The sequence below is a fragment of the Streptomyces sp. Ru62 genome (assembly GCF_002920615.1).
In the GTDB taxonomy this organism is placed as follows: domain Bacteria; phylum Actinomycetota; class Actinomycetes; order Streptomycetales; family Streptomycetaceae; genus Streptomyces.
This window is the reverse complement of the sequence record NZ_PQSU01000026.1, coordinates 69,748-89,656: the sequence shown is the minus strand read 5'-3', so window position 1 is coordinate 89,656 and position 19,909 is coordinate 69,748. Positions and strand designations below refer to the sequence as shown.

Sequence of the window (19,909 nt, the reverse complement as noted above, 5' to 3'; positions counted from 1 at the left end):
CGCTCGATCACCCGACGTACGTGACCGAGCACGCGCTGTACAGCCGACGGACACCCGCCGGCCATCGCCAGGAAGCGGCGAAAGACGGCAGATCGGGCATCCTCCCGGAGGTACACCCTTCCTGGGAGCGGAAGCGACACGGCCACCACGAGGGGCCGGGGAGAGAGTGATCGATGACCGAGGAACGGGAGTCGGCAGGCCCGCACGCGCGGCGCGTGCCCGGCACGCCCTGCTGGGTGAGCCTGATGGTGCACGCGCTGGACGCCACCGAGGAGTTCTACGGTGAGCTGTTCGGCTGGGAGTTCCTGCCGGGCCCGCAGCAGCTCGGGCCCTATGTGCGGGCGCTGCTGGACGGGCGGCAGGTCGCCGGCATGGGCCAGCTGCCGCCGGACCGCCGGCTGCCGGTCGCCTGGACGCCGTACTTCGCCTCGGACGACGTGGACCGGACCGTGGACACCGTACGGCTGTGCGGCGGCACGCCGGCCGTCGGGCCGCTGGACGCGGCCGAGGCCGGGCGCATGGCGATCGCCTCCGACCCCTCCGGAGCGGTGTTCGGGATCTGGCAGGGCTCCGCGTACCTCGGCACGTCGATCACCGGCGTGCCCGGCACGCCCGTCTGGAACGAACTGGTCACCTACGAGACGGAGAGCGTCGCCAAGTTCTACAAGAGCGTGTTCGGTTACGAGGAGGAGCCGGTGGTCTCCGCCGACCTCGACTATCTGACCCTGCGTCTCGACGGCCGTCCGGTGGCCGGGCTGCACGGCATCGGCCACGGACTGCCCCGGGACCGGGGGCCCTACTGGCGGACGTACTTCGAGGTCGCCGACCTCGCCGAAGCGCTGCGGCAGGTCACCGGCCTGGGCGGCCGGATCCTCAAGCCGGCCCACGACAGCGCGCACGGGCGGCTGGCGACGGTGGCGGACCCGGAGGGCGCCGAGTTCTCCGTGGTTCAGGATCCGCGCTGAGCGCTCAGGGGGTCACGGGCAGCACGTCCGGGGACAGCGCTGCCGCGCGGGCCGTCGCCGCGGTCATCCGGCGCCGGTGGTGGCGCCGGCACAGCACCTCGTAGCCGACCTGGCCACCGGCCTGGTTGACGTCGCCGACGACCACCTGGGCGCCCTCGACCACCATCTCGCCGTCTATCGTGCGGGCGTTGTGCGTGGCGCGGGCGCCGCACCAGCACAGCGCCTCCACCTGGAGCACCTCGATCCGGTCGGCCAGTTCCACCAGCCGCTGGGAGCCGGGGAACAGCTTGGAGCGGAAGTCGGTGGTGATGCCGAAGGCGAACACGTCCAGGCCGAGATCGTCCACCACGCGCGCGAGCTGGTCGATCTGCTCGGGGGCGAGGAACTGCGCCTCGTCCGCGATCACATAGTCGGCCCGGCCGCCCCGCGAGAGGTGGTCCACGAGATAGGCGTACAGGTCCTGGCCGTCCTCGACCTCCACCGCGTCGGTGACCAGGCCCAGCCGGGAGGACAGCTTGCCCTCGCCGGCCCGGTCGTCCCGGGTGAAGATCATGCCGGCCAGGCCGCGCGCGGAGCGGTTGTGCTCGATCTGCAGAGCCAGCGTCGACTTCCCGCAGTCCATCGTTCCGGAGAAGAACACCAGCTCGGGCATGAGGAGTTGAGCACCTTTCGGCGAGTCGCTGAGGAGGGCGGACGGTTCAGGAGCGTACTTCGAGCAGCGGGACGAGCTGCTCGGCTGGGGTCATCGAGCCGTGGTTGCCGACCAGCGCCGACTCCTTGGGCTCCCGCTCGGAGGCGATGATCAGGACGTCGTCGTGCGCGGCGGCGACCACGTCCCCGATCCGCGGGTACACGCGCTCGTCGCATTCGCCGGGCCGCCCGAACCAGCCGGCCGCGATCGCCTCGTCCCGCGAGGCCACCCAGAACTGCTCCCCGAGCACTTCGCGCCACACCGTCAGCACGTCGTTCTCGGCGCCCGGCACCGCGTACACGTGCCGGGCCCGGCCCTCGCCGCCCAGCAGGGCGACCCCGGCGCGCAGTTCCCAGTCCTCGTCGAAGTCGATGCGGTGCCGCTCGTCGAACGGGATGTCGACCATGCCGTGGTCGGCGGTGACGTAGAGGGCGCTGCGCGGCGGCAGTTGCTCCGCGAGGCGCTGGACGAGCCGGTCGACGTACATCAGCTGGCCGCGCCAGGTGTCGGAGGCGATGCCGTAGCGGTGTCCGGAGCCGTCCAGTTCGGCGTAGTACGTGTACACCAGGGCGCGGTCCGCGGCGGCCAGTTGTTCGGCCGCGAGGTCCATGCGCTCCTCGCCGGTGAGCCGTCCGTGGAAACTGCCGCCGCTGAGCGCCACCTTGGTGAGCGGCGTGTGCTCGAAGGCGGGCGAGGACACCTGGGCGGCGTGCACCCCGGCCTGGTGGGCGAGCTGGAAGACGGTGGGGTACGGCTGCCAGGGCCGCGGTTCGGTGTACGGCTGCCAGCGGAGCTGGTTCATCAGCGCGCCGGTGTCCGGGTTGCGCACGGTGTAGCCGGGCAGGCCGTGGGCGCCGGGCGGCAGGCCGGTGCCGACGGAGGCGAGGGAGGTGGCGGTGGTCGCCGGGTAGCCGGCGGTGAGCGGGCGGCCTGTGCCGCCGCGGGAGCTGCCGAGCAGGGAGGTCAGGAACGGGGCCTCGTCCGGGTGGGCCTTCAGCTGCTCCCAGCCGAGGCCGTCGATCAGGAAGACGCAGACCCGGTCGGCGGGGGTCAGTTCCCCGATCGTGGCGGTCAGGCCGGGGACGCCCATGCCTGCGGCCAGGGTGGGCAGCAGGTCGGCGAGGGAGCCGCTGCCGTACTCGGGCAGCGGCGCGGTGTCGAGGGCGAGGGGTTCCGGGTGGTCCCAGGCGGAGAGCTGGGACATCAGCGCGTGACGTCCGCGGTCGCCTCGGAGATGGCCTGCGCGAAGGCGAGCGCCTGGCGCACCGTCTCCGGGCCGTCCCCAGCCTCGCTGACGCGCAGGCTGAGGTCGTCCGCCGTGGAGCTGCCCGTGTAGCCGTGGTCGGCGTCGCAGTTGGGGTCGCCGCAGGCGGCAGGCTCCAGGTCGATGCGGCTGACCGCGCCCCAGCCGATGGTCAGCACGACCTCGCGGGGCAGTGTGCCCGGCGTGTACTGCTCGGGGTTCGCGACCACCCGGCTCACCACGACCGAGGAGATCCGGTCGAGTTTCACGGACTCGGTGGAGGTGGTGGCGTACGGCGTCGGGGACGTGCTGTCGGCGGCCTGCTCGTCGGTGTGGCTGACGATGAAGCGGTTGCCGGTCAGGACGAGCACGGTGACGTGCCGGCGCACCTCGTTCTGGTCGAACGTGGTCTCCTGGTGGACCAGGTACGACCGGATGGGCTCGCCGCCCACAGCGGCCTCCACCGCCTCGGCCACGAGGGCCGGGTAGTAGCCGCTGCGCTCGATCGCCGCGCGCAGCCCCTGGGTCGTCGTACTGGTCTTGGCCATGGCGTCCATCCTAATCCGTGGGCAAGGGGGGTCCGGGCCAGTCGCGCGGACCGGGGACGGCCGGTACGCCCGCGCGCGGGGCCTCGGTATCGAACCCCGGCGGGACCTCCGGCCCTTCGGCGGCGACCGGACAGGAGCTCGGCGGGCAGCGGACGGGGAGCGGGCCGGGGAAGATCACGTCCGGGCCCTCGTGACGGGTGAGGGAGTACCCGGCGGGCAGGCGCGGCCGCCCCGCGTCGCGGGCGGTGGTCTCCCGGTCCCACCGGCCGCCCCCGGGCAGCTTCCGTCCGGCGATCTCCATACGGCCCCCCGGTCCCGCTCAGTAGGCCGGCAGGGTGCGCGGGCCGAGGTCGTCACGGGCGGGCGGCGGCGCGAGCCGTACGGTGGCGCCGAGCACGCTGGCTCCGTGCGGGGCGACGACGACCGGTTCCAGGGTGACCGCGACCACCTCCGGGTGGTCGTCGACCAGCCGCGAGACCCGCAGCAGCAGCTCCTCCAGGGCCGGGGTGTCCACCGGGGTGGAGCCGCGCCAGCCGAACAGCAGCGGTGCCGTCCGGATGGACCGCACCAGCGAGGTCGCCTCCCGGTCGGTGACGGGGATCAGCCGGTGGGCCATGTCCCCGAGCAGCTGCGAGGCGGCTCCGGCCAGGCCGAAGGACAGCACGGCCCCGGCCGCCGGGTCGATCACCGCGCGTACGACCGTGTCGACCCCGCGCGGCGCCATGCCCTGCACAACCGGCCGCAGTTCCTCCGGCTGCCCGAACAGCTCGGTCAGTTCGGCGTACGCCCTCAGCAGTTGCTCCTCGTCCGCGAGGTCGAGGCGGACGCCGCCCAGGTCGGCGCGGTGCCTGAGGTGCGGGGCCGTGGCCTTGAGGGCGACCGGGTAACCGAGCGCGCGGGCGGCCTCGACGGCGGCGTCCGGGGTGAGGGCGGGCAGGGCGCGGCGCACGGATATGCCGTACCTGGCGAGCAGTTCGCAGGTCTGCGCGTCGGAGATGGTGAGCCCTTGCCCGCGGGCGAGCAGCTCGCCGATGAGCCGGGCGGCCCCCTTCTCGTCGATGTCGTCGTACTCCGGCACCTTCCCCGGATCGGCCGCCTCCCGCCGCCACTGCGCGTACTTCACGGCTTCGGCGAGGGCGCGGACGGCACGTTCGGCGGCGGGGTAGGCGGGGATGAGGTGGGTGCCTTCGGGCGGGGTGGTCAGCGGGGCGGGGGCCACGGCTCCCTCGGTGCCGGGCGCCCTGTCGACGGCTCCCGGTGCGGTGCTCGCCGCCGCCGACAACGCTTCCGCCAGTCCTCCGAGCTCCACGTGCACCACGAGCACCGGCTTGCCCGGCACCGCCGCCGCGGCCGACCGCAGGGCCTCCGCCAGCTCGGCGTCCCCCGGCGAGCTCTCCCCGATCGCGGGGATCGCCGTGACGACGACGGCGTCGTTCGTGCCGTCGGCCAGCGCGGCAGCGAGCGCCCGGTGGAAGTCCTCCGCCGTCGCCCCGGTCGTCAGGTCGACCGGCCGCGCGGGCCGCAGTCCCTCGGCGAGACACCGGTCGTACGTCAGCACGCCCAGCGACTCGGAGTTGCCGAGGATGGCCACGCGCGGTCCGGCGGGCAGCGGCTGCCGCGCGAGGAGCAGGCCCGCGTCGACCAGCTCGGTGATCGTGTCGACCCGGATCACACCGGCCTGCCGGAGGAGCGCGGAGACGGTCTCGTACGGCAGCCGGGTGGCCCGTACCGCGTGCCCCTGCGGTGCCGTGCCGGTCCCCTGCACCACGACGAGCGGCTTCGCCGCCGCCGTCCGCCGGGCCAGGCGGTTGAACTTGCGGGGGTTGCCGATGGACTCCAGGTACATGAGGACGACGTCGGTCTCGGGATCGTCGTACCAGTACTGGAGGACGTCGTTGCCGGAGACGTCGGCGCGGTTGCCGGCGGACACGAAGGTGGAGACGCCGGTGACGCCGGTGACGCCACCGCCGCGCCGGTGCAGCCGGGAGAGCAGGGCGATGCCGATGGCGCCGGACTGGGCGAACATCCCGATGCGGCCGGGCCGGGGCATCTCCGGGGCGAGGGAGGCGTTCAGCCGGACGTCCGGGGCGGTGTTGATGATCCCGAAGGCGTTCGGGCCGATGATCCGCATGCCGTACGCGCGCGCGGCCCGGACGAGGGCCCGCTGCCGATCGCGCCCCTCGGGCCCGCTCTCGGCGTAGCCGGCGGAGAGCACGACCAGCCCCTGGACGCCGTGCTCCCCGCACTCGGCGACCACAGCGGGCACGTGCGCGGCCGGTACGGCGACGACGGCCAGGTCGACATGCCCGTCGATGTCCCGCACCGAGCGGTGCGCGGGCACCCCGTCGATCTCCTTGAGGTCTTCCGGGAAGGCCTTGTTCACGGCGTACAGGCGGCCGGGGTAGCCGGCGTCGCGGAGGTTGCCCAGGACGCCGCGGCCCACGCCGCCGGGGGCGCGGCCGACACCGACGACCGCCACGGAGCCGGGCGCGAGGAGCCTCCGTACGGAACGGGCCTCGGCGCGCTGCTCCCGCGCGCGCTGCACGGCGAGGGAGCGGTCGGTGGGTTCGAGGTCGAACTCCAGGCGGACGACGCCGTCCTCGAAGCTGCGTTTCTGGGTGTAGCCCGCGTCCGTGAACACCTTGATCATCTTGGTGTTGGCGGGCAGCACCTCGGCGGCGAAACGGCGGATGCCCCGCTCGCGCGCGACGGCCGCGATGTGCTCCAGCAGGGCGGAGGCGACCCCGCGGCCCTGGTGGGCGTCCTGCACCAGGAAGGCGACCTCTGCCTCGTCGGCGGGCGCGGTCGCGGGCATGCCGTCGGTGCCGATGCGGTCATAGCGTACGGTGGCGATGAACTCGCCGCCGATGGTGGCCGCGAGTCCCACCCGGTCCACAAAGTCGTGGTGCGTGAAGCGGTGGACGTCCTTGGCGGAGAGCCGTGGGTACGGCGCGAAGAAGCGGTAGTACTTCGACTCGTCCGAGACCTGCTCGTAGAAACTGACCAGGCGGTCGGCGTCATCAACGGTGATGGGCCTGATGCGCGCGGTGCCACCGTCGCGCAGCACCACGTCCGCCTCCCAGTGGGCGGGGTACTGGTGCCGGTCCTGCCGGTCCGCCGAGGTCTGCATGGGCCCCAGAGTACGGCTCGCGTCGGACAACGTCGCGAGGCAGTCTGTGGAGGACGGGAAGCCGGACCGAGGCCGCGGTCCGGTGCCACACCGGAGGGGACGCACGTCCGCTCCGGACACGCTTCACGATATGGGAAACTGGTCTAGACAACCTGAACACCGAAGGGCAGCAACACATGGCTGAGCGCCGCGTCAACGTCGGCTGGGCCGAGGGCCTCCACGCCCGCCCCGCCTCCATCTTCGTCCGAGCCGCCACGGCCGCAGGCGTCCCGGTGACGATCGCCAAGGCCGGGGGCGACCCCGTCAACGCGGCCTCCATGCTGGCCGTCCTGGGCCTGGGTGCCCAGGGAGGCGAGGAGATCGTCCTCGCCTCCGACGCCGAGGGCGCCGACGCCGCCCTCGACCGTCTGGCCAAGCTGGTCTCCGAGGGCCTGGAAGAGCTGCCCGAGACCGTCTGAGCGACCACCGCACAGAGCGCCGGAGCCGCGTTCGCCTTTCGGGGCGGCGCGGCTCCGCCGTATGCGGACGCGCACGACCCGGTGTGCCGTCGATTTACCGCCCGCCGGTGTGCCGTCGATTTACCGCGCACCGGCTCCCGGCGAACTCGGGGGAATTACGGCACGAGTGAATCCGGGCAGCAGGAAATACGCCGCCCGGAATACCTCTTCTTTGTATACGGTGCGCTTGTTAATGCCGCGGGCCCGACATGTTTACGGCATGTTGCGAAGTCCTCACTCGCTCCGCGGCGGGAGAAAACCGCAACCGGTGCGCGCCCGTCGCACGCTCGGCGTGCAGGGCCGTGAGCGCCCGCGCGCGCTCCGCGTCGCCGCGCGCCACCGCGTCCACGATGGCACCGTGCTCCGCCCAGGACTCCACCGGTCCGATCGGTGCCTCCACCGTGTACATCCAGGCGATCTTGTGCCGCAACTGGGTGAGCACCGAGGTCAGCGAGGTACTGCCGGAGGCCTGGGCGAGCGTCTCGTGGAACCAGCCGCCCAACGAACGCAGGTCCTCGTTGCTGCCCCTGCGGGCGCGCTCCTGGCCCAGCCGGACCAGACCGCGCAGCACCTTCAGATGCGCCTCGGTGCGCCGCTGGGCGGCCCTGGCGGCGCCCAGCGGCTCCAGCAGCGTCCGCATCTCCAGCAGGTCGGCGGCCTCCTGCTCGGTCGGCTCGGCCACGCACGCGCCCGCGTGCCGGCGCGTCACCACGAAGCCCTCGGCCTCCAGGGTGCGCAGGGCCTCGCGCACGGGGACGCGCGAGACGCCGTAGCGGCGGGCCAGGACTTCCTCGGTGAGGCGGCTGCCGCGCTCGTAGACACCCGCGACGATGTCGTCCCGGATGGCCGTGCACACCGAGTGCGCCGGAATACGCATGACCGACCTCCGCCTTAATCCCCGTGAAACGTCGACGATGGACGTGTGTTCCGTGACTCTATTCCAATGAGCCGGAATTTCCGACGGCGGGCCCTAATCCATGGCTATTTTTTGGACAGCGGAGCCGGCGGACACCGCGGAAAACGGCGAAAGCCCCGGCTCGGTGAGCCGGGGCCTCGGACAGACGTGCGGTCGGTGTCAGACGTTCACGCCGTGCTTGCGGAGGTAGGCGACGGGGTCGACGTCCGATCCGTACTCGGGGGTCGTGCGCGCCTCGAAGTGGAGGTGCGCGCCGGTGACGTTGCCGGTGGCGCCGGACAGGCCGATCTGCTGGCCGGCGACGACCTTCTGGCCCACCGTGACCCCGATGGACGACAGGTGCCCGTACTGGGTGTACATGCCGTCGGCCATGCGGATCACGACCTGGTTGCCGTACGCGCCGCCCCAGCCCGCGGAGACGACCGTGCCGGAACCCACCGCGTGGACGGACGTGCCGCCGGCCGCGTGGAAGTCGATGCCGGTGTGCGAACCGGAGGACCACAGGGAGCTGCTCGCCCGGTAGGCGGTGGAGACGTACGAGTGCACGATCGGGGCGACGAAGGCGTTCAGCCGCTTGCGCTCCGCCTCGCGGGCGGCCCGGGCCTCGGCGGCGCGGATCTCCCGGGCCCGCTCGGCCGCCGCCTTCACCGCGGCCTCCTCGGCCGCCTTCTGCTCGGCGGCCTCCTGCTGTGCGGCGGCCTGCGCGCCGATCTCGTCGGCGACGTCCTCGGACACGGCGACGACCGGGGTGAGGCCGGTCTGCTCCGCGGAGTTCTCGGCGGCGAGCGCCGGGGAGGCGGCGAGGGTGCCGATCACACCGGTGGTGGTGAGGGCCGCGACGCCGGCCGCCTGAACGGTGGTCCGCTTGACCCGGCCGGGCTTGCGGTGCTTCCCGGTGGCGCACATGAACGCCATGAAGTGGCTGGTCCTTTCCTTCCCTCTCGCCTACCGGGTTAGCTGACGGGTTCGGAGCAGGAAGGTCTCCTACGGGCCCCCTCGCGCATCGCGCGGGCGCCCGATTCACCCCAGGGACGGTGGGTCCCCGGCTCCCCTGGCTCGCGCCGTACGGGGACTCGGCGATGACTGTCCGGTGCCGCGGGTGCGGCGCACTGCCTGACGAACAGCCCGGACGAAGCTACGCAAGCGCGCTGTCAATCCTCAAACGCATCCCGGCTTTTGTAGCGCATCCCACAGGGCAGACAGGCAACCTCCGCCTCAAAACGGGCATCTGAGCGACGAGTGGAACAACGTGGGGCCCTGACGACCCGTAGGTCGCCGGGGCCCCACGCGCGCGTGCCGTCATCCGGCCGCCACCACGGTCGCGTCTACTCGGCCGCCACCACGGTCACTTCACCGATGCCCAGCGCCTCCACCGGCGCCTTGATCTGCGACGCGTCTCCGACGAGGACGGTCACCAGGCGGTCCACCGGGAAGGCGTTCACGACGGCCGCGGTGGCCTCCACCGTGCCCGTGGCCGCCAACTGCTGGTACAGCGTCGCCTGGAAGTCGTCGGGCAGGTGCTGTTCGACCTGGTCCGCCAGCGTGCTCGCGACGGCCGCCGCGGTCTCGTACTTCAGCGGCGCCACACCGACCAGGTTCTGCACGGCGACGTCCCGCTCGGCGTCGGTCAGGCCGTCCGCCGCGACCGTGCGCAGCACCTTCCACAGGTCGTCCAGCGCCGGGCCGGTGTTCGGGGTGTCCACGGAGCCGCTGATGGCGAGCATCGCCGCCCCCGTGCCGTCCGGCGCGGACCTGAGGACCTGCCCGAAGGCCCGCACGCCGTAGGTGTAGCCCTTCTCCTCGCGCAGCACGCGGTCCAGGCGGGAGGTGAGGGTGCCGCCGAGGCAGTACGTGCCGAGCACCTGGGCGGGCCACACCCGGTCGTGCCGGTCGGGACCGATCCGGCCGATCAGCAGCTGCGTCTGGACCGCGCCGGGCCGGTCCACGATGACCACACGCCCGGTGTCGTCGGCGGTCACCGGCGGCACCGGACGGGGCTCGCCCGGGGTGCCCGTCCAGGCGCCCAGGGTGTCGCCCAGCAGCGCGTCGAGGTCGGTACCGGTCAGGTCGCCGACGACGACCACGGTGGCCGTGGCGGGCCGCACATGGCGCTCGTAGAAGGCGCGGACGGCCGCCTCGTCGATCTTCTCGACCGTCTCCTCGGTGCCCTGCCGCGGACGGGACATGCGCGAGGTCGCCGGGAACAGCTCCTTGGAGAGCTCCTTGGCGGCCCGGCGGGAGGGGTTGGCCAGCTCGTGCGGGATCTCGTCCAGGCGGTTGCGGACCAGCCGCTCGACCTCGCTCGCGGCGAAGGCGGGCGCGCGCAGGGCGTCGGCGAGCAGACCGAGGCCCTTGGCCAGGCGGGAGGCCGGGACCTCAAGGCTGAGCCGCACGCCGGGATGGTCCGCGTGCGCGTCGAGGGTGGCGCCCGCGCGCTCCAGCTCGGCGGCGTACTCCTCGGCGGAGTGCTTGTCGGTGCCCTCGGAGAAGGCCCGCGCCATGATCGTGGCGACGCCGTCCAGACCGGCCGGCTCGGCGTCCAGCGGCGCGTCCAGCAGCACCTCGACGGCGACGACCTGCTGCCCCGGGCGATGGCAGCGCAGCACGGTCAGGCCGTTGTCGAGGGTGCCGCGCTCGGGCGCCGGGAACGCCCACGGCTTGGCCTCGCCGGGCTGCGGCTGGGGGTGGAAGTCCATGGTGGCGAGCTCGGTCACTTGGCCGTCTCCTCGTTCTCGGTCTCGTCGCGGCCCGCGTCCACGGTCGCTTCCTGCTCGGGGTCCTCGGGGACCTTGGCGTCCGCGACGACCTCCGGGGACTTCGGCTCGTAGACGAGGACCGCGCGGTTGTCGGGCCGCAGGCGTGCCTTGGCCACCTCCTGGACCTCCTGTGGGGTCACCTCCAGGACCCGCTTGACGGCCGTCAGGGCGAGCTGCGGGTCGCCGAAGAGGACCGCGTACCGGCACAGTTCGTCGGCGCGGCCGGCGACCGTGCCGAGCCGGTCCAGCCACTCGCGCTCCAGCTGGGCCTGGGCGCGCTCCATCTCCTCGGGCGTGGGGCCCTCCGCGGCGAACCGGGCCAGCTCCTCGTCGATGGCGGCCTCGATGACCGGCACCTCCACGTCACCGGAGGTCTTCACGTCCAGCCAGCCCATGGACGGCGCGCCGGCCAGGCGCAGCAGGCCGAAGCCGGCCGCGACGGCCGTCCGGTCCCGGCGCACCAGCCGGTTGTACAGGCGGGAGGACTCGCCGCCGCCGAGGATGGTCAGGGCGACGTCGGCCGCGTCGCACGCGCGCGTGCCGTCGTGCGGGAGCCGGTAGGCGGCCATCAGGGCGCGCGCCGGGACCTCCTCCACGACGACCTCGCGCAGCTGCTCGCCGATGACGTCCGGCAGGGAGCCGTCGCGGGGGGCGGGCTTGCCGTCGTGGGACGGGATGGAACCGAAGTACTTCTCGATCCAGGCGAGGGTCTGCCGGGGGTCGATGTCGCCGACCACGGAGAGCACCGCGTTGTTCGGCGCGTAGTAGGTGCGGAAGAACTGGCGGGCGTCCTCCAGGGTGGCCGCGTCCAGGTCCGCCATCGAGCCGATCGGCGTGTGGTGGTACGGGTGGCCCTCCGGGTAGGAGAGCGCGGTCAGCTTCTCGAAGGCGGTGCCGTACGGCACGTTGTCGTAGCGCTGGCGGCGCTCGTTCTTGACGACGTCCCGCTGGTTCTCCATGGACTCGTCGTCCAGGGCGGCCAGCAGCGAGCCCATGCGGTCGGCCTCCAGCCAGAGCGCCAGCTCCAGCTGATGGGCGGGCATGGTCTCGAAGTAGTTGGTCCGCTCGAAGCTGGTGGTGCCGTTCAGCGAGCCGCCGGCGCCCTGCACCAGCTCGAAGTGGCCGTTGCCCTTGACCTGCGCGGAGCCCTGGAACATCAGGTGCTCGAAAAGGTGAGCCAGGCCGGTACGCCCCTTGACTTCGTGGCGGGAGCCGACGTCGTACCAGAGGCAGACCGCCGCCACCGGGGTCAGGTGGTCCTCGGAGAGCACCACGCGCAGACCGTTGGCCAGGCGGTGCTCGGTCGCTGTCAGGCCCCCGGAGCCTGCCTCGGCTGTGGTCGTGTGACCCATGGGCATGTACGTCCCTTCGCGAGCGGAGGCGGTTGATGGAAACCGCGGTTTTCCTGCCGTTCCTGCCACTGTATGCAAAGCGTGCGGGGCCCCGGCGAAGTTCCCGCGGGACGTACGCCCAGAGCGGATATCGCCACCCTGCCGGGAGGCGGCCCCCGGTCCCGGCAGGTCCTCCGGAACCGGGTCGCGGCACAGGTTGTCAGTGCGTCGGTCCACAATGGTCCGCGTCAGTTCCGTCCATCCTTTCAGCAAGGAGCCGGCAGCGATGGCCCGCCGCAGCACGAAGACCCCGCCGCCCGACGATTCGTTCGAGGAGAGGATCCTCGACATCGACGTCGTGGACGAGATGCGTGGCTCCTACCTGGAGTACGCGTACTCGGTCATCTACTCGCGCGCCCTGCCGGACGCCCGTGACGGCCTGAAGCCGGTCCACCGCCGGATCGTGTACCAGATGAACGAGATGGGCCTGCGCCCCGAACGGGGCTATGTGAAGTGCGCCCGCGTCGTCGGCGAGGTCATGGGCAAGCTGCACCCGCACGGTGACGCGTCGATCTACGACGCCCTGGTGCGCATGGCGCAGCCCTTCTCCATGCGCGTGCCGCTGGTCGACGGCCACGGCAACTTCGGTTCGCTGGGCAACGACGACCCGCCGGCCGCCATGCGGTACACCGAGTGCCGGATGGCCGAGGCCACGAGCCTGATGACCGAGTCGATCGACGAGGACACGGTCGACTTCGCGCCGAACTACGACGGCCAGGAGCAGGAACCGGTGGCGCTGCCCGCCGCCTTCCCGAACCTGCTGGTCAACGGCTCCTCGGGCATCGCGGTCGGCATGGCGACGAACATGCCGCCGCACAACCTGCGCGAGGTCATCGCCGCCGCCCGCCACCTGATCCGGAACCCGAACGCGGACCTGGACGCGCTGATGAAGCACGTCCCGGGCCCGGACCTGCCCACCGGCGGCCGGATCGTCGGCCTGGACGGCATCCGGGACGCGTACGCGACCGGCCGCGGCACCTTCAAGATGCGCGCGACGGTCTCGGTCGAGACGGTCACCGCCCGCCGCAAGGGCCTGGTGGTCACCGAGCTGCCGTTCACGGTCGGCCCCGAGAAGGTCATCGCGAAGATCAAGGACCTGGTCAACGCGAAGAAGGTCCAGGGCATCGCCGACGTCAAGGACCTCACCGACCGCGAGCACGGCCTGCGCCTGGTCATCGAGATCAAGAACGGCTTCGTGCCGGAGGCGATCCTGGAGCAGCTCTACAAGCTGACCCCGATGGAGGAGTCCTTCGGCATCAACAACGTCGCCCTGGTCGACGGCCAGCCGCTCACCCTGGGCCTGAAGGAGCTGCTGGAGGTCTATCTGGACCACCGCTTCGACGTGGTCCGGCGCCGCAGCGAGTTCCGCCGCGGCAAGAAGCGCGACCGGCTGCACCTGGTCGAGGGCCTGTTGACCGCGCTTGTCGACATCGACGAGGTCATCCGGATCATCCGGTCCAGCGAGAACTCCGCGCAGGCCAAGGAGCGCCTGATCGAGCGCTTCTCGCTGAGCGAGGTGCAGACGCAGTACATCCTCGACACGCCGCTGCGCCGGCTCACCAAGTACGACCGGATCGAGCTGGAGGCGGAGAAGGACAAGCTCACCGCGGAGATCGAGGAGCTGACCCGGATCCTGGAGTCGGACGCGGAGCTGCGCAAGCTGGTCTCGGCCGAACTGGCCGCCGTGGCGAAGAAGTTCGGCACCGACCGGCGCACGGTCCTGCTGGAGTCCGCGGGCGCCCCGGTGGCCGCCGTCCCGCTCCAGGTGGCCGACGACCCGTGCCGGGTGCTGCTGTCCTCGACGGGGCTGCTGGCTCGTACGGCGACCGCCGAGCCGTTCCCGGAGGCGGCGGGCGCCAAGCGCGTCAAGCACGACGTGATCGTCTCGGCGGTGCCGGCGACCGCGCGCGGGGTGATCGGGGCGGTGACCTCGGCGGGCCGGCTGCTGCGGATCAACGTGGTCGACCTGCCGCAGCTGCCCGAGTCGGCGACCGCGCCGAACCTCTCCGGAGGGGCCCCGCTGGCGGAGTTCGTGTCCCTGGAGGACGACGAGACGGTGGTCTGCCTGACCACGCTGGACGAGTCCTCCCCCGGTCTCGCGCTCGGCACCGAGCAGGGCGTCGTCAAGCGCGTGGTGCCTGACTACCCGTCCAACAAGGACGAGTTGGAGGTCATCACGCTCAAGGAGGGCGACCGGATCGTCGGCGCGGTGGAGCTGCGCACCGGCGAGGAGGACCTGGTGTTCATCACGGACGACGCGCAGCTGCTGCGCTTCCAGGCTTCCATCGTGCGTCCGCAGGGCCGCCCGGCGGGTGGCATGGCGGGCATCAAGCTGACCGAGGGCGCGAAGGTGATCTCCTTCACGGCGGTCGACCCGGCCGTCGACGCGGTGGTGTTCACGGTCGCGGGCTCGCGCGGCACGCTGGACGACTCGGTGCAGACGACGGCCAAGCTCACCCCGTTCGACCAGTACCCGCGCAAGGGCCGGGCGACGGGCGGCGTGCGCTGCCAGCGGTTCCTGAAGGGCGAGGACTGCCTGTCGCTGGCCTGGGCGGGCCCGACGCCCGCGCTCGCGGCGCAGAAGAACGGCACCCCGGCAGACCTGCCTGAGCCGGACCCGCGCCGGGACGGCTCGGGCACGTCGCTGGCGAAGACGGTGGCCGTGGTGGCGGGGCCGGTGCTGTAGACGGGGCTGCGGGCGGGCCCCCTGAGGCTCGCCCGGTGGCTCTAGGCGGGCGGATCCTCCACGTCGGCGTCCGCTTCGTCCGGGCCCTGTACGTAGCGCAGGACGCCCCACATGCCGTGTTCGTCGGCGTGGGGGGCGTCGTTTCTGCACGCCTCCAGTTCCTTGCCGAGGGTGTCCGCGTCGATGCCGGAGCCGATCAGCACGAGCTGGGTGAGGAGGTCCTCGCCGGGCGGCCAGGGCTCCGGGTAGAAGCGCAGGAACCGGCCGACGGCGTGCACGGCGTAGCGGTTGAGCGGGTCGTACGGCCCGAAGTCGACGTACCCCTTGATCCGGTACAGCCCCTCGGGCCGACTGTCCAGGAACCGCATGAGCCGACGGGGTTCCAGGGGCACGTCGGAGGTGAAGGACAGGCTGTCGTAGCCGGTGTGCAGATGTCCGGCGTGGTCGTCGGCGTCGGGGGCGCCGGCCTCGTGGTCGTCGGCGTCGTGGTCGTCCAGGTCGTCGAAGGAGAGCTGCCCGAGGCGCTCCTCGCTCGGCCGGCAGTCGAAGAGGAACTCGGGGTCGATCCGGCCGTAGGTGGCGGGGACGACGGCGGCCCGGTCGGTGAGCGCACGGACGGCCCCCAGCACCCGCTCGACGTCGTCCGTGCGGTCGAGCTTGTTGACGACGACCAGGTCGGCGAGCGCCAGATGCCGGTCGATCTCGGGGTGCCTCGCCCGCGTGTCGTCGAACTCGGCGGCGTCGACGACCTCCACGAGGCCGCCGTAGACGATGCCCGGGTGCTCGCTGGCGAGCACCATGCGCACGAGTTCCCGGGGCTCGGCCAGCCCGCTGGCCTCGATGACGATCACGTCGATCCCGGCGCCGGGCGCGGCGAGCCGGTCCAGGTAGAGGTCGAGTTCGCTCGCGTCGACGGCACAGCACAGGCAGCCGTTGCCGAGCGACACGGTGGAGTCGCCCAGGGCGCCGGCGACGGCCATCGCGTCGATCTCGATGGCCCCGAAGTCGTTGACGATGGCCCCGATCCGGCTGCCTCCGCTGCGGTGCAGCAGGTGATTGAGGAGCGTGGTCTTCCCGGAGCCCAGGAACCCGGCGAGCACGACGACCGGGATCTGCTGCGGACCGCCGCCGCGTGCCAGGCTGTTCCCCAACGGGCGACCTCTCTGACGTACCAGGGCGCACCGGTTCGCGTCCCGATGCGCGGACGGGCATGGACTGCGCGTCAAGGATACGAGCGGGACGGCGACGCCGGGGCACGGAGGGCGGCATGACGCCACGGAGGCCGGCTCACGGATACGGCAGGCGGCGAGACGCCAAGAGGTCTGCTCACGGACACAGACGCCACAGAGGTCGGCTTGCGGACACGGCAGGTGGCGTGAGCGCCATGCGGTCTGCTCACGACATGGCGGGCGGCATGGCGCCGCAGAGGTCGGCAACCGGGCACGGCGGGGGGCGCGGGACACGGCCGGGGGCACGGCGCCGCAGCAGGCGGCACGGGACGTGGGCCCACCTCGCTCACTCGGCGGCGGGCACCGCAGCCTTCGGCTCTGGGCCGACGTACCGCGCCACCGGGCGGATGATCTTCGAGTCGGCGGCCTGCTCCAGGATGTTGGCGCTCCAGCCCACGACCCGTCCCGCCGCGAAGGTGGGGGTGAACATCTCCCTGGGCAGGCCGCACAGTTCCATGACCACCCCGGCGTAGAACTCCACGTTCGTGTGGAGTTCGCGGCCGGGCTTCAGCTCGGCGAGGATCTCCTCCACGCGGCGCTCGACCTCGACCGCGAAGTGCGCCCGCGGGCCGCCGAATCCGAGGGCGATCTCGCGCAGCATCCTGGACCGCGGGTCCTCCGTGCGGTAGACGGCGTGCCCGAAGCCCATGATCCGGTCACCGGCGAGCACCCGCTCACGGATCCAGGCGTCGATCCGGTCGGGCGTGCCGATCGCGTCCAGGGTGTCCAGGGCCCGGCTGGGCGCGCCCCCGTGCAGCGGCCCGGACAGGGCACCGACGGCACCGGTCAGGCAGGCCGCCACGTCCGCGCCCGTGGAGGCGATGACGCGTGCGGTGAAGGTTGACGCATTGAATCCGTGATCAATGGTAGAGATCAGGTATTGCTCGATCGCACGCGCCCGGCGCGGGTCCGGTTCCGAACCCGTCAACATGTACAGGTAGTTGGCCGCGTACGAGAGGTCCTCGCGCGGCTCGACCGGATCGAGACCGCTGCCCAGCCGGTACAGCGCGGTGAGCAGGGTGGGTACGGCCGCGCAGGCAGCCAGGGTGTCGGCGCGGCGCCGGTCGGCGTCGATGTCGTACACCGGCCGGAAGCCCTGGGCCGCACCGAGCAGGGACAGCGCCGTGCGCAGTCCGGCCAGCGGTCCGGAGCGCCGCCCGGCCGCGGCGATGGCGGGCAGGGCCGCGCGGACGTCCTCGGGCAGGCTGCGCAGCGCGGCCGTCTCGGCGGCGAAGGCGGCACCGCGCCGGGTGTCCGGCAGGGTGCCGTGGACCAGGAGGTGCCAGACGTCCTCGAAGCTCCGGGTGCGCGCGAGATCGACGGCCGAGTACTGGCGGTAGTGGTAGAAGCCCTCCCGGCCCCGGACGTCACCGATCTCGGTCTCGGCGACCACGACGCCGGCGAGACCGCGCGGGGCGTCGATGAACGGGGTGGCGGGCGTGTTGACGGCCATGGATCTCCTCCTTGGTTTCCACCCGGTACTTGATGCGACTGTCCATGCTTGACTGATCTTTTGTCAATATTGATCCAATCAATATACGCCCATCAACATGTGCGGAGGCGGCTACCGTGACCCCCATGCGCGATCACGACACCGCTCCCCACCGTCCCGGGCGCCGGCTGAGCACCAAGGAGACCGCCGAACTGCTCGGCGTGAAGCCCGAGACGGTCTACGCGTACGTGAGCCGCGGCCTGCTCAGCAGCAGACGCGAACCCGGCGGCCGGTCCAGCACCTTCGAGGCGAAGGAGGTCGAAGCCCTCGCCCGCCGCAACCGGCGCGACGCGGCCGGGACTCCGGGCTCCGGCGGGGACCTGTCCGTCCGCACCCGGATCACGCTCATCGAACAGGACCGGTACTTCTACCGGGGCGTGGACGCCGTCGACCTGGCCACCCGCCAGTCCTACGAGGAGGTCGCGGAATGGCTGTGGACCGGCCGGCTGACCCCCGGGGTGACGTTCTCCGCGCCCGGGTCCACCGTCGCTGTCGCCCGCCGCGCGGTGGACGCCCTGTCCGAACACGCCTCCCCAATCGACCGGCTGCGGGTCGCCGCGATCGCCGCGGCGGCCGAGGACCCGCTGCGCTTCGACCTGTCCGAGGACGCCGTGCTGAACACGGCGCGCGCCCTCATCCCGACCCTCGTCACCGCGCTCCCGCCGGTCCGTGCCGACCACAAGGACGGCGGGCCGCTGGCGCAGCGGCTGTGGGGACGGCTGACCGGCCACCCGGCCGACGAGGCCTCCCTGCACGTCCTGGACACCGCGCTCGCGCTGCTCGCCGACCACGACCTGGCCGCGTCCACGCTCGCGGTACGGGTCGCCGCCTCGGCCCGGGCGCACGCGTACGCGGCCGTCTCGGCCGGCCTCGGCGTGCTGGAGGGCCCGCTGCACGGCGCCGCCAGCGGCCTGGCCCACCGGATGCTCCTGGACGTGCTCGACCAGGGCACGGCGGTCCCGGTGATCGCCGACGAGCTGCGCGCGGGCCGCCGGGTCCCCGGTCTCGGCCACCGGCTGTACGCCGGCGAGGACCCCCGCGCGAGGGTGCTGTTCGGCCTCCTGGAGCAGGTCCCGCGCGCGGAGTCCGCGCTGCTCGCGGCCCGTGACATCGTCGCGACGACCGCCCGGCACACCCCGCTGCACGCCAATGTCGACCTGGCCCTGGCGGTGTTCACCGCGTCTAGCGGCATGCCGGCCACGGCCGGTGAGACGATCTTCGCTGTCGCGCGGACCGCGGGCTGGATCGCCCACGCCCTGGAGGAGTACGGCGAGCGCCCGCTGCGCATGCGCCCCAGCGGTCACTATGTCGGTCCGCGCCCGCCGCGGCCCCTCCCGGAGTAGGACACGGGGCGGGCCGGAAGTCGCCCCGGTGAAAGTCAGGTTAGGCTCACCTCTGTGAGTAGGTGTGCGACCGTCTCCCGGAGCCTCGACGAGCCGGTGTCCGGTACGGCGGCGACGGCGACGACGTGGCTGCTGCTGGAGCAGCCCGGCCCCTGGGGCGCCAAGGCGCTCACGTCCAGTCACCTGGACCCGGCGCTGGGGCGGGCGCTGGAGGCCGCCACTGACGGAACCGGTGTGCGGATCGCCCTCATCCGGCGTCCCGGGCGCCACGCCGACCCCGGCACGCCCCCGGTCCGGCAGGTGTACGCCGCGCACACCGTGCCCGGACGCGTGTGGCTGCACGGCGCCACCACGCGCGATCCGCGGCGGCTGCTCGACCTCGACTTCGCCGGCCTCGGAGCGGGCGACCACCGTTCCTTCGGCGCGGTGCTCGGCGGCCGGCCGCACCGGGGTGACCCGCTGGCGCTCGTGTGCACCAACGGCAAGCGCGACCGCTGCTGTGCCCTCCTGGGTCGCCCGCTCGCCACGGAGCTGGTCGCCTCGGGGGTGCGCGGCGTCTGGGAGGTCACCCATCTGGGTGGACATCGGTTCGCGCCCACGGTGCTGGTCCTACCGTACGGTTACGCGTACGGCCGCGCCGAGGCGCACACCGTCAAGGAGGCCCTGCACGGCGTCCAGGAGGGCCGTGTGGTCGTGGAGGGGTGCCGGGGGTGCTCCGCGTGGGAACGACCCGGCCAGGCGGCCGAGCTGGCCGTCCGGTCGGCCGCGGGCGAGTACCGGGCGGGTGTGCTCAGCGTCGTACGGACCGACACCACCGCCCCGGGCTGGCAGGTCACCGTCCGGCACGCCGACGGCCGCCGGTGGCGGGTCACCGTGGCGCGGGGCACGTCACTGCCGCCCCGCCCCGAGAGCTGCGGCGCGGCGGTGCTCGGCACGCCCGCGCGGATGGACGTGGTCGAAGTGCGCGAGCTGAGGCCGACGGCGCTGGCGAGCTAGCCGGGCGGGGCGCCGCCGCCTTGGGG

15 protein-coding genes and 1 riboswitch are annotated in these 19,909 nt (G+C 72.7%); of the genes, 5 read left to right on the top strand and 10 right to left on the bottom strand.

Annotated elements, in window-relative coordinates; all coding sequences use genetic code 11:
- The first annotated feature begins 173 nt into the window (after positions 1–173).
- Positions 174–965, top strand: coding sequence for a VOC family protein (locus C3492_RS31025; protein WP_103815958.1), 792 nt, complete (start codon positions 174–176; stop codon positions 963–965).
- Between the two features lie 4 nt (positions 966–969).
- On the opposite strand, the gene C3492_RS31020 is transcribed toward C3492_RS31025, so the two are convergent.
- The 4 genes from C3492_RS31020 to C3492_RS31000 all read right to left on the bottom strand — a co-directional run bounded on the left by C3492_RS31020 (position 970) and on the right by C3492_RS31000 (position 6,577).
- On the bottom strand, positions 970–1,617 hold the full coding sequence (locus C3492_RS31020) for a thymidine kinase (RefSeq protein ID WP_103815957.1): 648 nt from the start codon (positions 1,615–1,617) through the stop codon (positions 970–972).
- 46 nt (positions 1,618–1,663) lie between these two features.
- The gene (locus C3492_RS31015) at positions 1,664–2,860 is read right to left on the bottom strand and encodes an alkaline phosphatase family protein (protein WP_103815956.1); all 1,197 of its coding nucleotides are present in this window, start codon (positions 2,858–2,860) and stop codon (positions 1,664–1,666) included.
- Positions 2,860–3,456 (bottom strand): DUF5998 family protein, encoded by a 597-nt coding sequence (locus tag C3492_RS31010; protein WP_014675503.1) that lies wholly within the window; start codon positions 3,454–3,456, stop codon positions 2,860–2,862. The genes C3492_RS31015 and C3492_RS31010 overlap by 1 nt, the downstream gene beginning before the upstream one ends.
- Positions 3,457–3,766: 310 nt before the next feature.
- Positions 3,767–6,577, bottom strand: coding sequence for a bifunctional GNAT family N-acetyltransferase/acetate--CoA ligase family protein (locus C3492_RS31000; protein ID WP_181140647.1), 2,811 nt, complete (start codon positions 6,575–6,577; stop codon positions 3,767–3,769).
- Between the two features lie 176 nt (positions 6,578–6,753).
- On the opposite strand from C3492_RS31000, the gene C3492_RS30990 reads away from it, so the two are divergent.
- Positions 6,754–7,035 carry an HPr family phosphocarrier protein gene (locus tag C3492_RS30990; protein WP_053637259.1) on the top strand — a complete coding sequence of 94 codons (282 nt, stop codon included), beginning with the start codon at positions 6,754–6,756 and terminating at the stop codon, positions 7,033–7,035.
- A gap of 229 nt (positions 7,036–7,264) precedes the next feature.
- Here the strand turns inward: C3492_RS30990 and C3492_RS30985 are convergent, their stop codons facing one another.
- The 4 genes from C3492_RS30985 to C3492_RS30970 all read right to left on the bottom strand — a co-directional run bounded on the left by C3492_RS30985 (position 7,265) and on the right by C3492_RS30970 (position 12,104).
- Complete coding sequence (locus C3492_RS30985; RefSeq protein ID WP_103815953.1) at positions 7,265–7,951, bottom strand: GntR family transcriptional regulator; 687 nt, start codon at positions 7,949–7,951, stop codon at positions 7,265–7,267.
- 198 nt (positions 7,952–8,149) lie between these two features.
- Positions 8,150–8,905, bottom strand: a complete 756-nt coding sequence (locus C3492_RS30980; RefSeq protein WP_103815952.1) for a M23 family metallopeptidase — start codon at positions 8,903–8,905, stop codon at positions 8,150–8,152.
- 12 nt (positions 8,906–8,917) lie between these two features.
- Positions 8,918–9,079, bottom strand: a riboswitch (cyclic di-AMP (ydaO/yuaA leader).
- A 236-nt stretch (positions 9,080–9,315) separates the two neighbouring features.
- A complete protein-coding gene (locus tag C3492_RS30975; RefSeq protein ID WP_103815951.1) occupies positions 9,316–10,704 on the bottom strand; it encodes a pitrilysin family protein in 1,389 nt (462 codons plus the stop codon).
- Positions 10,701–12,104 carry a pitrilysin family protein gene (locus C3492_RS30970; RefSeq protein WP_103815950.1) on the bottom strand — a complete coding sequence of 468 codons (1,404 nt, stop codon included), beginning with the start codon at positions 12,102–12,104 and terminating at the stop codon, positions 10,701–10,703. The genes C3492_RS30975 and C3492_RS30970 overlap by 4 nt, the downstream gene beginning before the upstream one ends.
- A 259-nt stretch (positions 12,105–12,363) precedes the next feature.
- Here C3492_RS30970 and C3492_RS30965 point away from each other — a divergent pair, with 259 nt between their 5' ends.
- Positions 12,364–14,823: a DNA topoisomerase (ATP-hydrolyzing) subunit A gene (locus C3492_RS30965; protein ID WP_103815949.1), complete on the top strand. Its 2,460-nt coding sequence runs from the start codon at positions 12,364–12,366 to the stop codon at positions 14,821–14,823.
- A 41-nt stretch (positions 14,824–14,864) separates the two neighbouring features.
- Here the strand turns inward: C3492_RS30965 and C3492_RS30960 are convergent, their stop codons facing one another.
- Complete coding sequence (locus C3492_RS30960) at positions 14,865–15,974, bottom strand: GTP-binding protein (RefSeq protein ID WP_103815948.1); 1,110 nt, start codon at positions 15,972–15,974, stop codon at positions 14,865–14,867.
- Between the two features lie 364 nt (positions 15,975–16,338).
- Positions 16,339–17,505: a citrate synthase/methylcitrate synthase gene (locus C3492_RS30955; RefSeq protein WP_103815947.1), complete on the bottom strand. Its 1,167-nt coding sequence runs from the start codon at positions 17,503–17,505 to the stop codon at positions 16,339–16,341.
- Between the two features lie 125 nt (positions 17,506–17,630).
- On the opposite strand from C3492_RS30955, the gene C3492_RS30950 reads away from it, so the two are divergent.
- Positions 17,631–18,887: a citrate synthase gene (locus C3492_RS30950; RefSeq protein ID WP_181140646.1), complete on the top strand. Its 1,257-nt coding sequence runs from the start codon at positions 17,631–17,633 to the stop codon at positions 18,885–18,887.
- A 54-nt stretch (positions 18,888–18,941) separates the two neighbouring features.
- Positions 18,942–19,883, top strand: coding sequence for a sucrase ferredoxin (locus C3492_RS30945; protein WP_103815945.1), 942 nt, complete (start codon positions 18,942–18,944; stop codon positions 19,881–19,883).
- Positions 19,884–19,909: the final 26 nt, after the last annotated feature.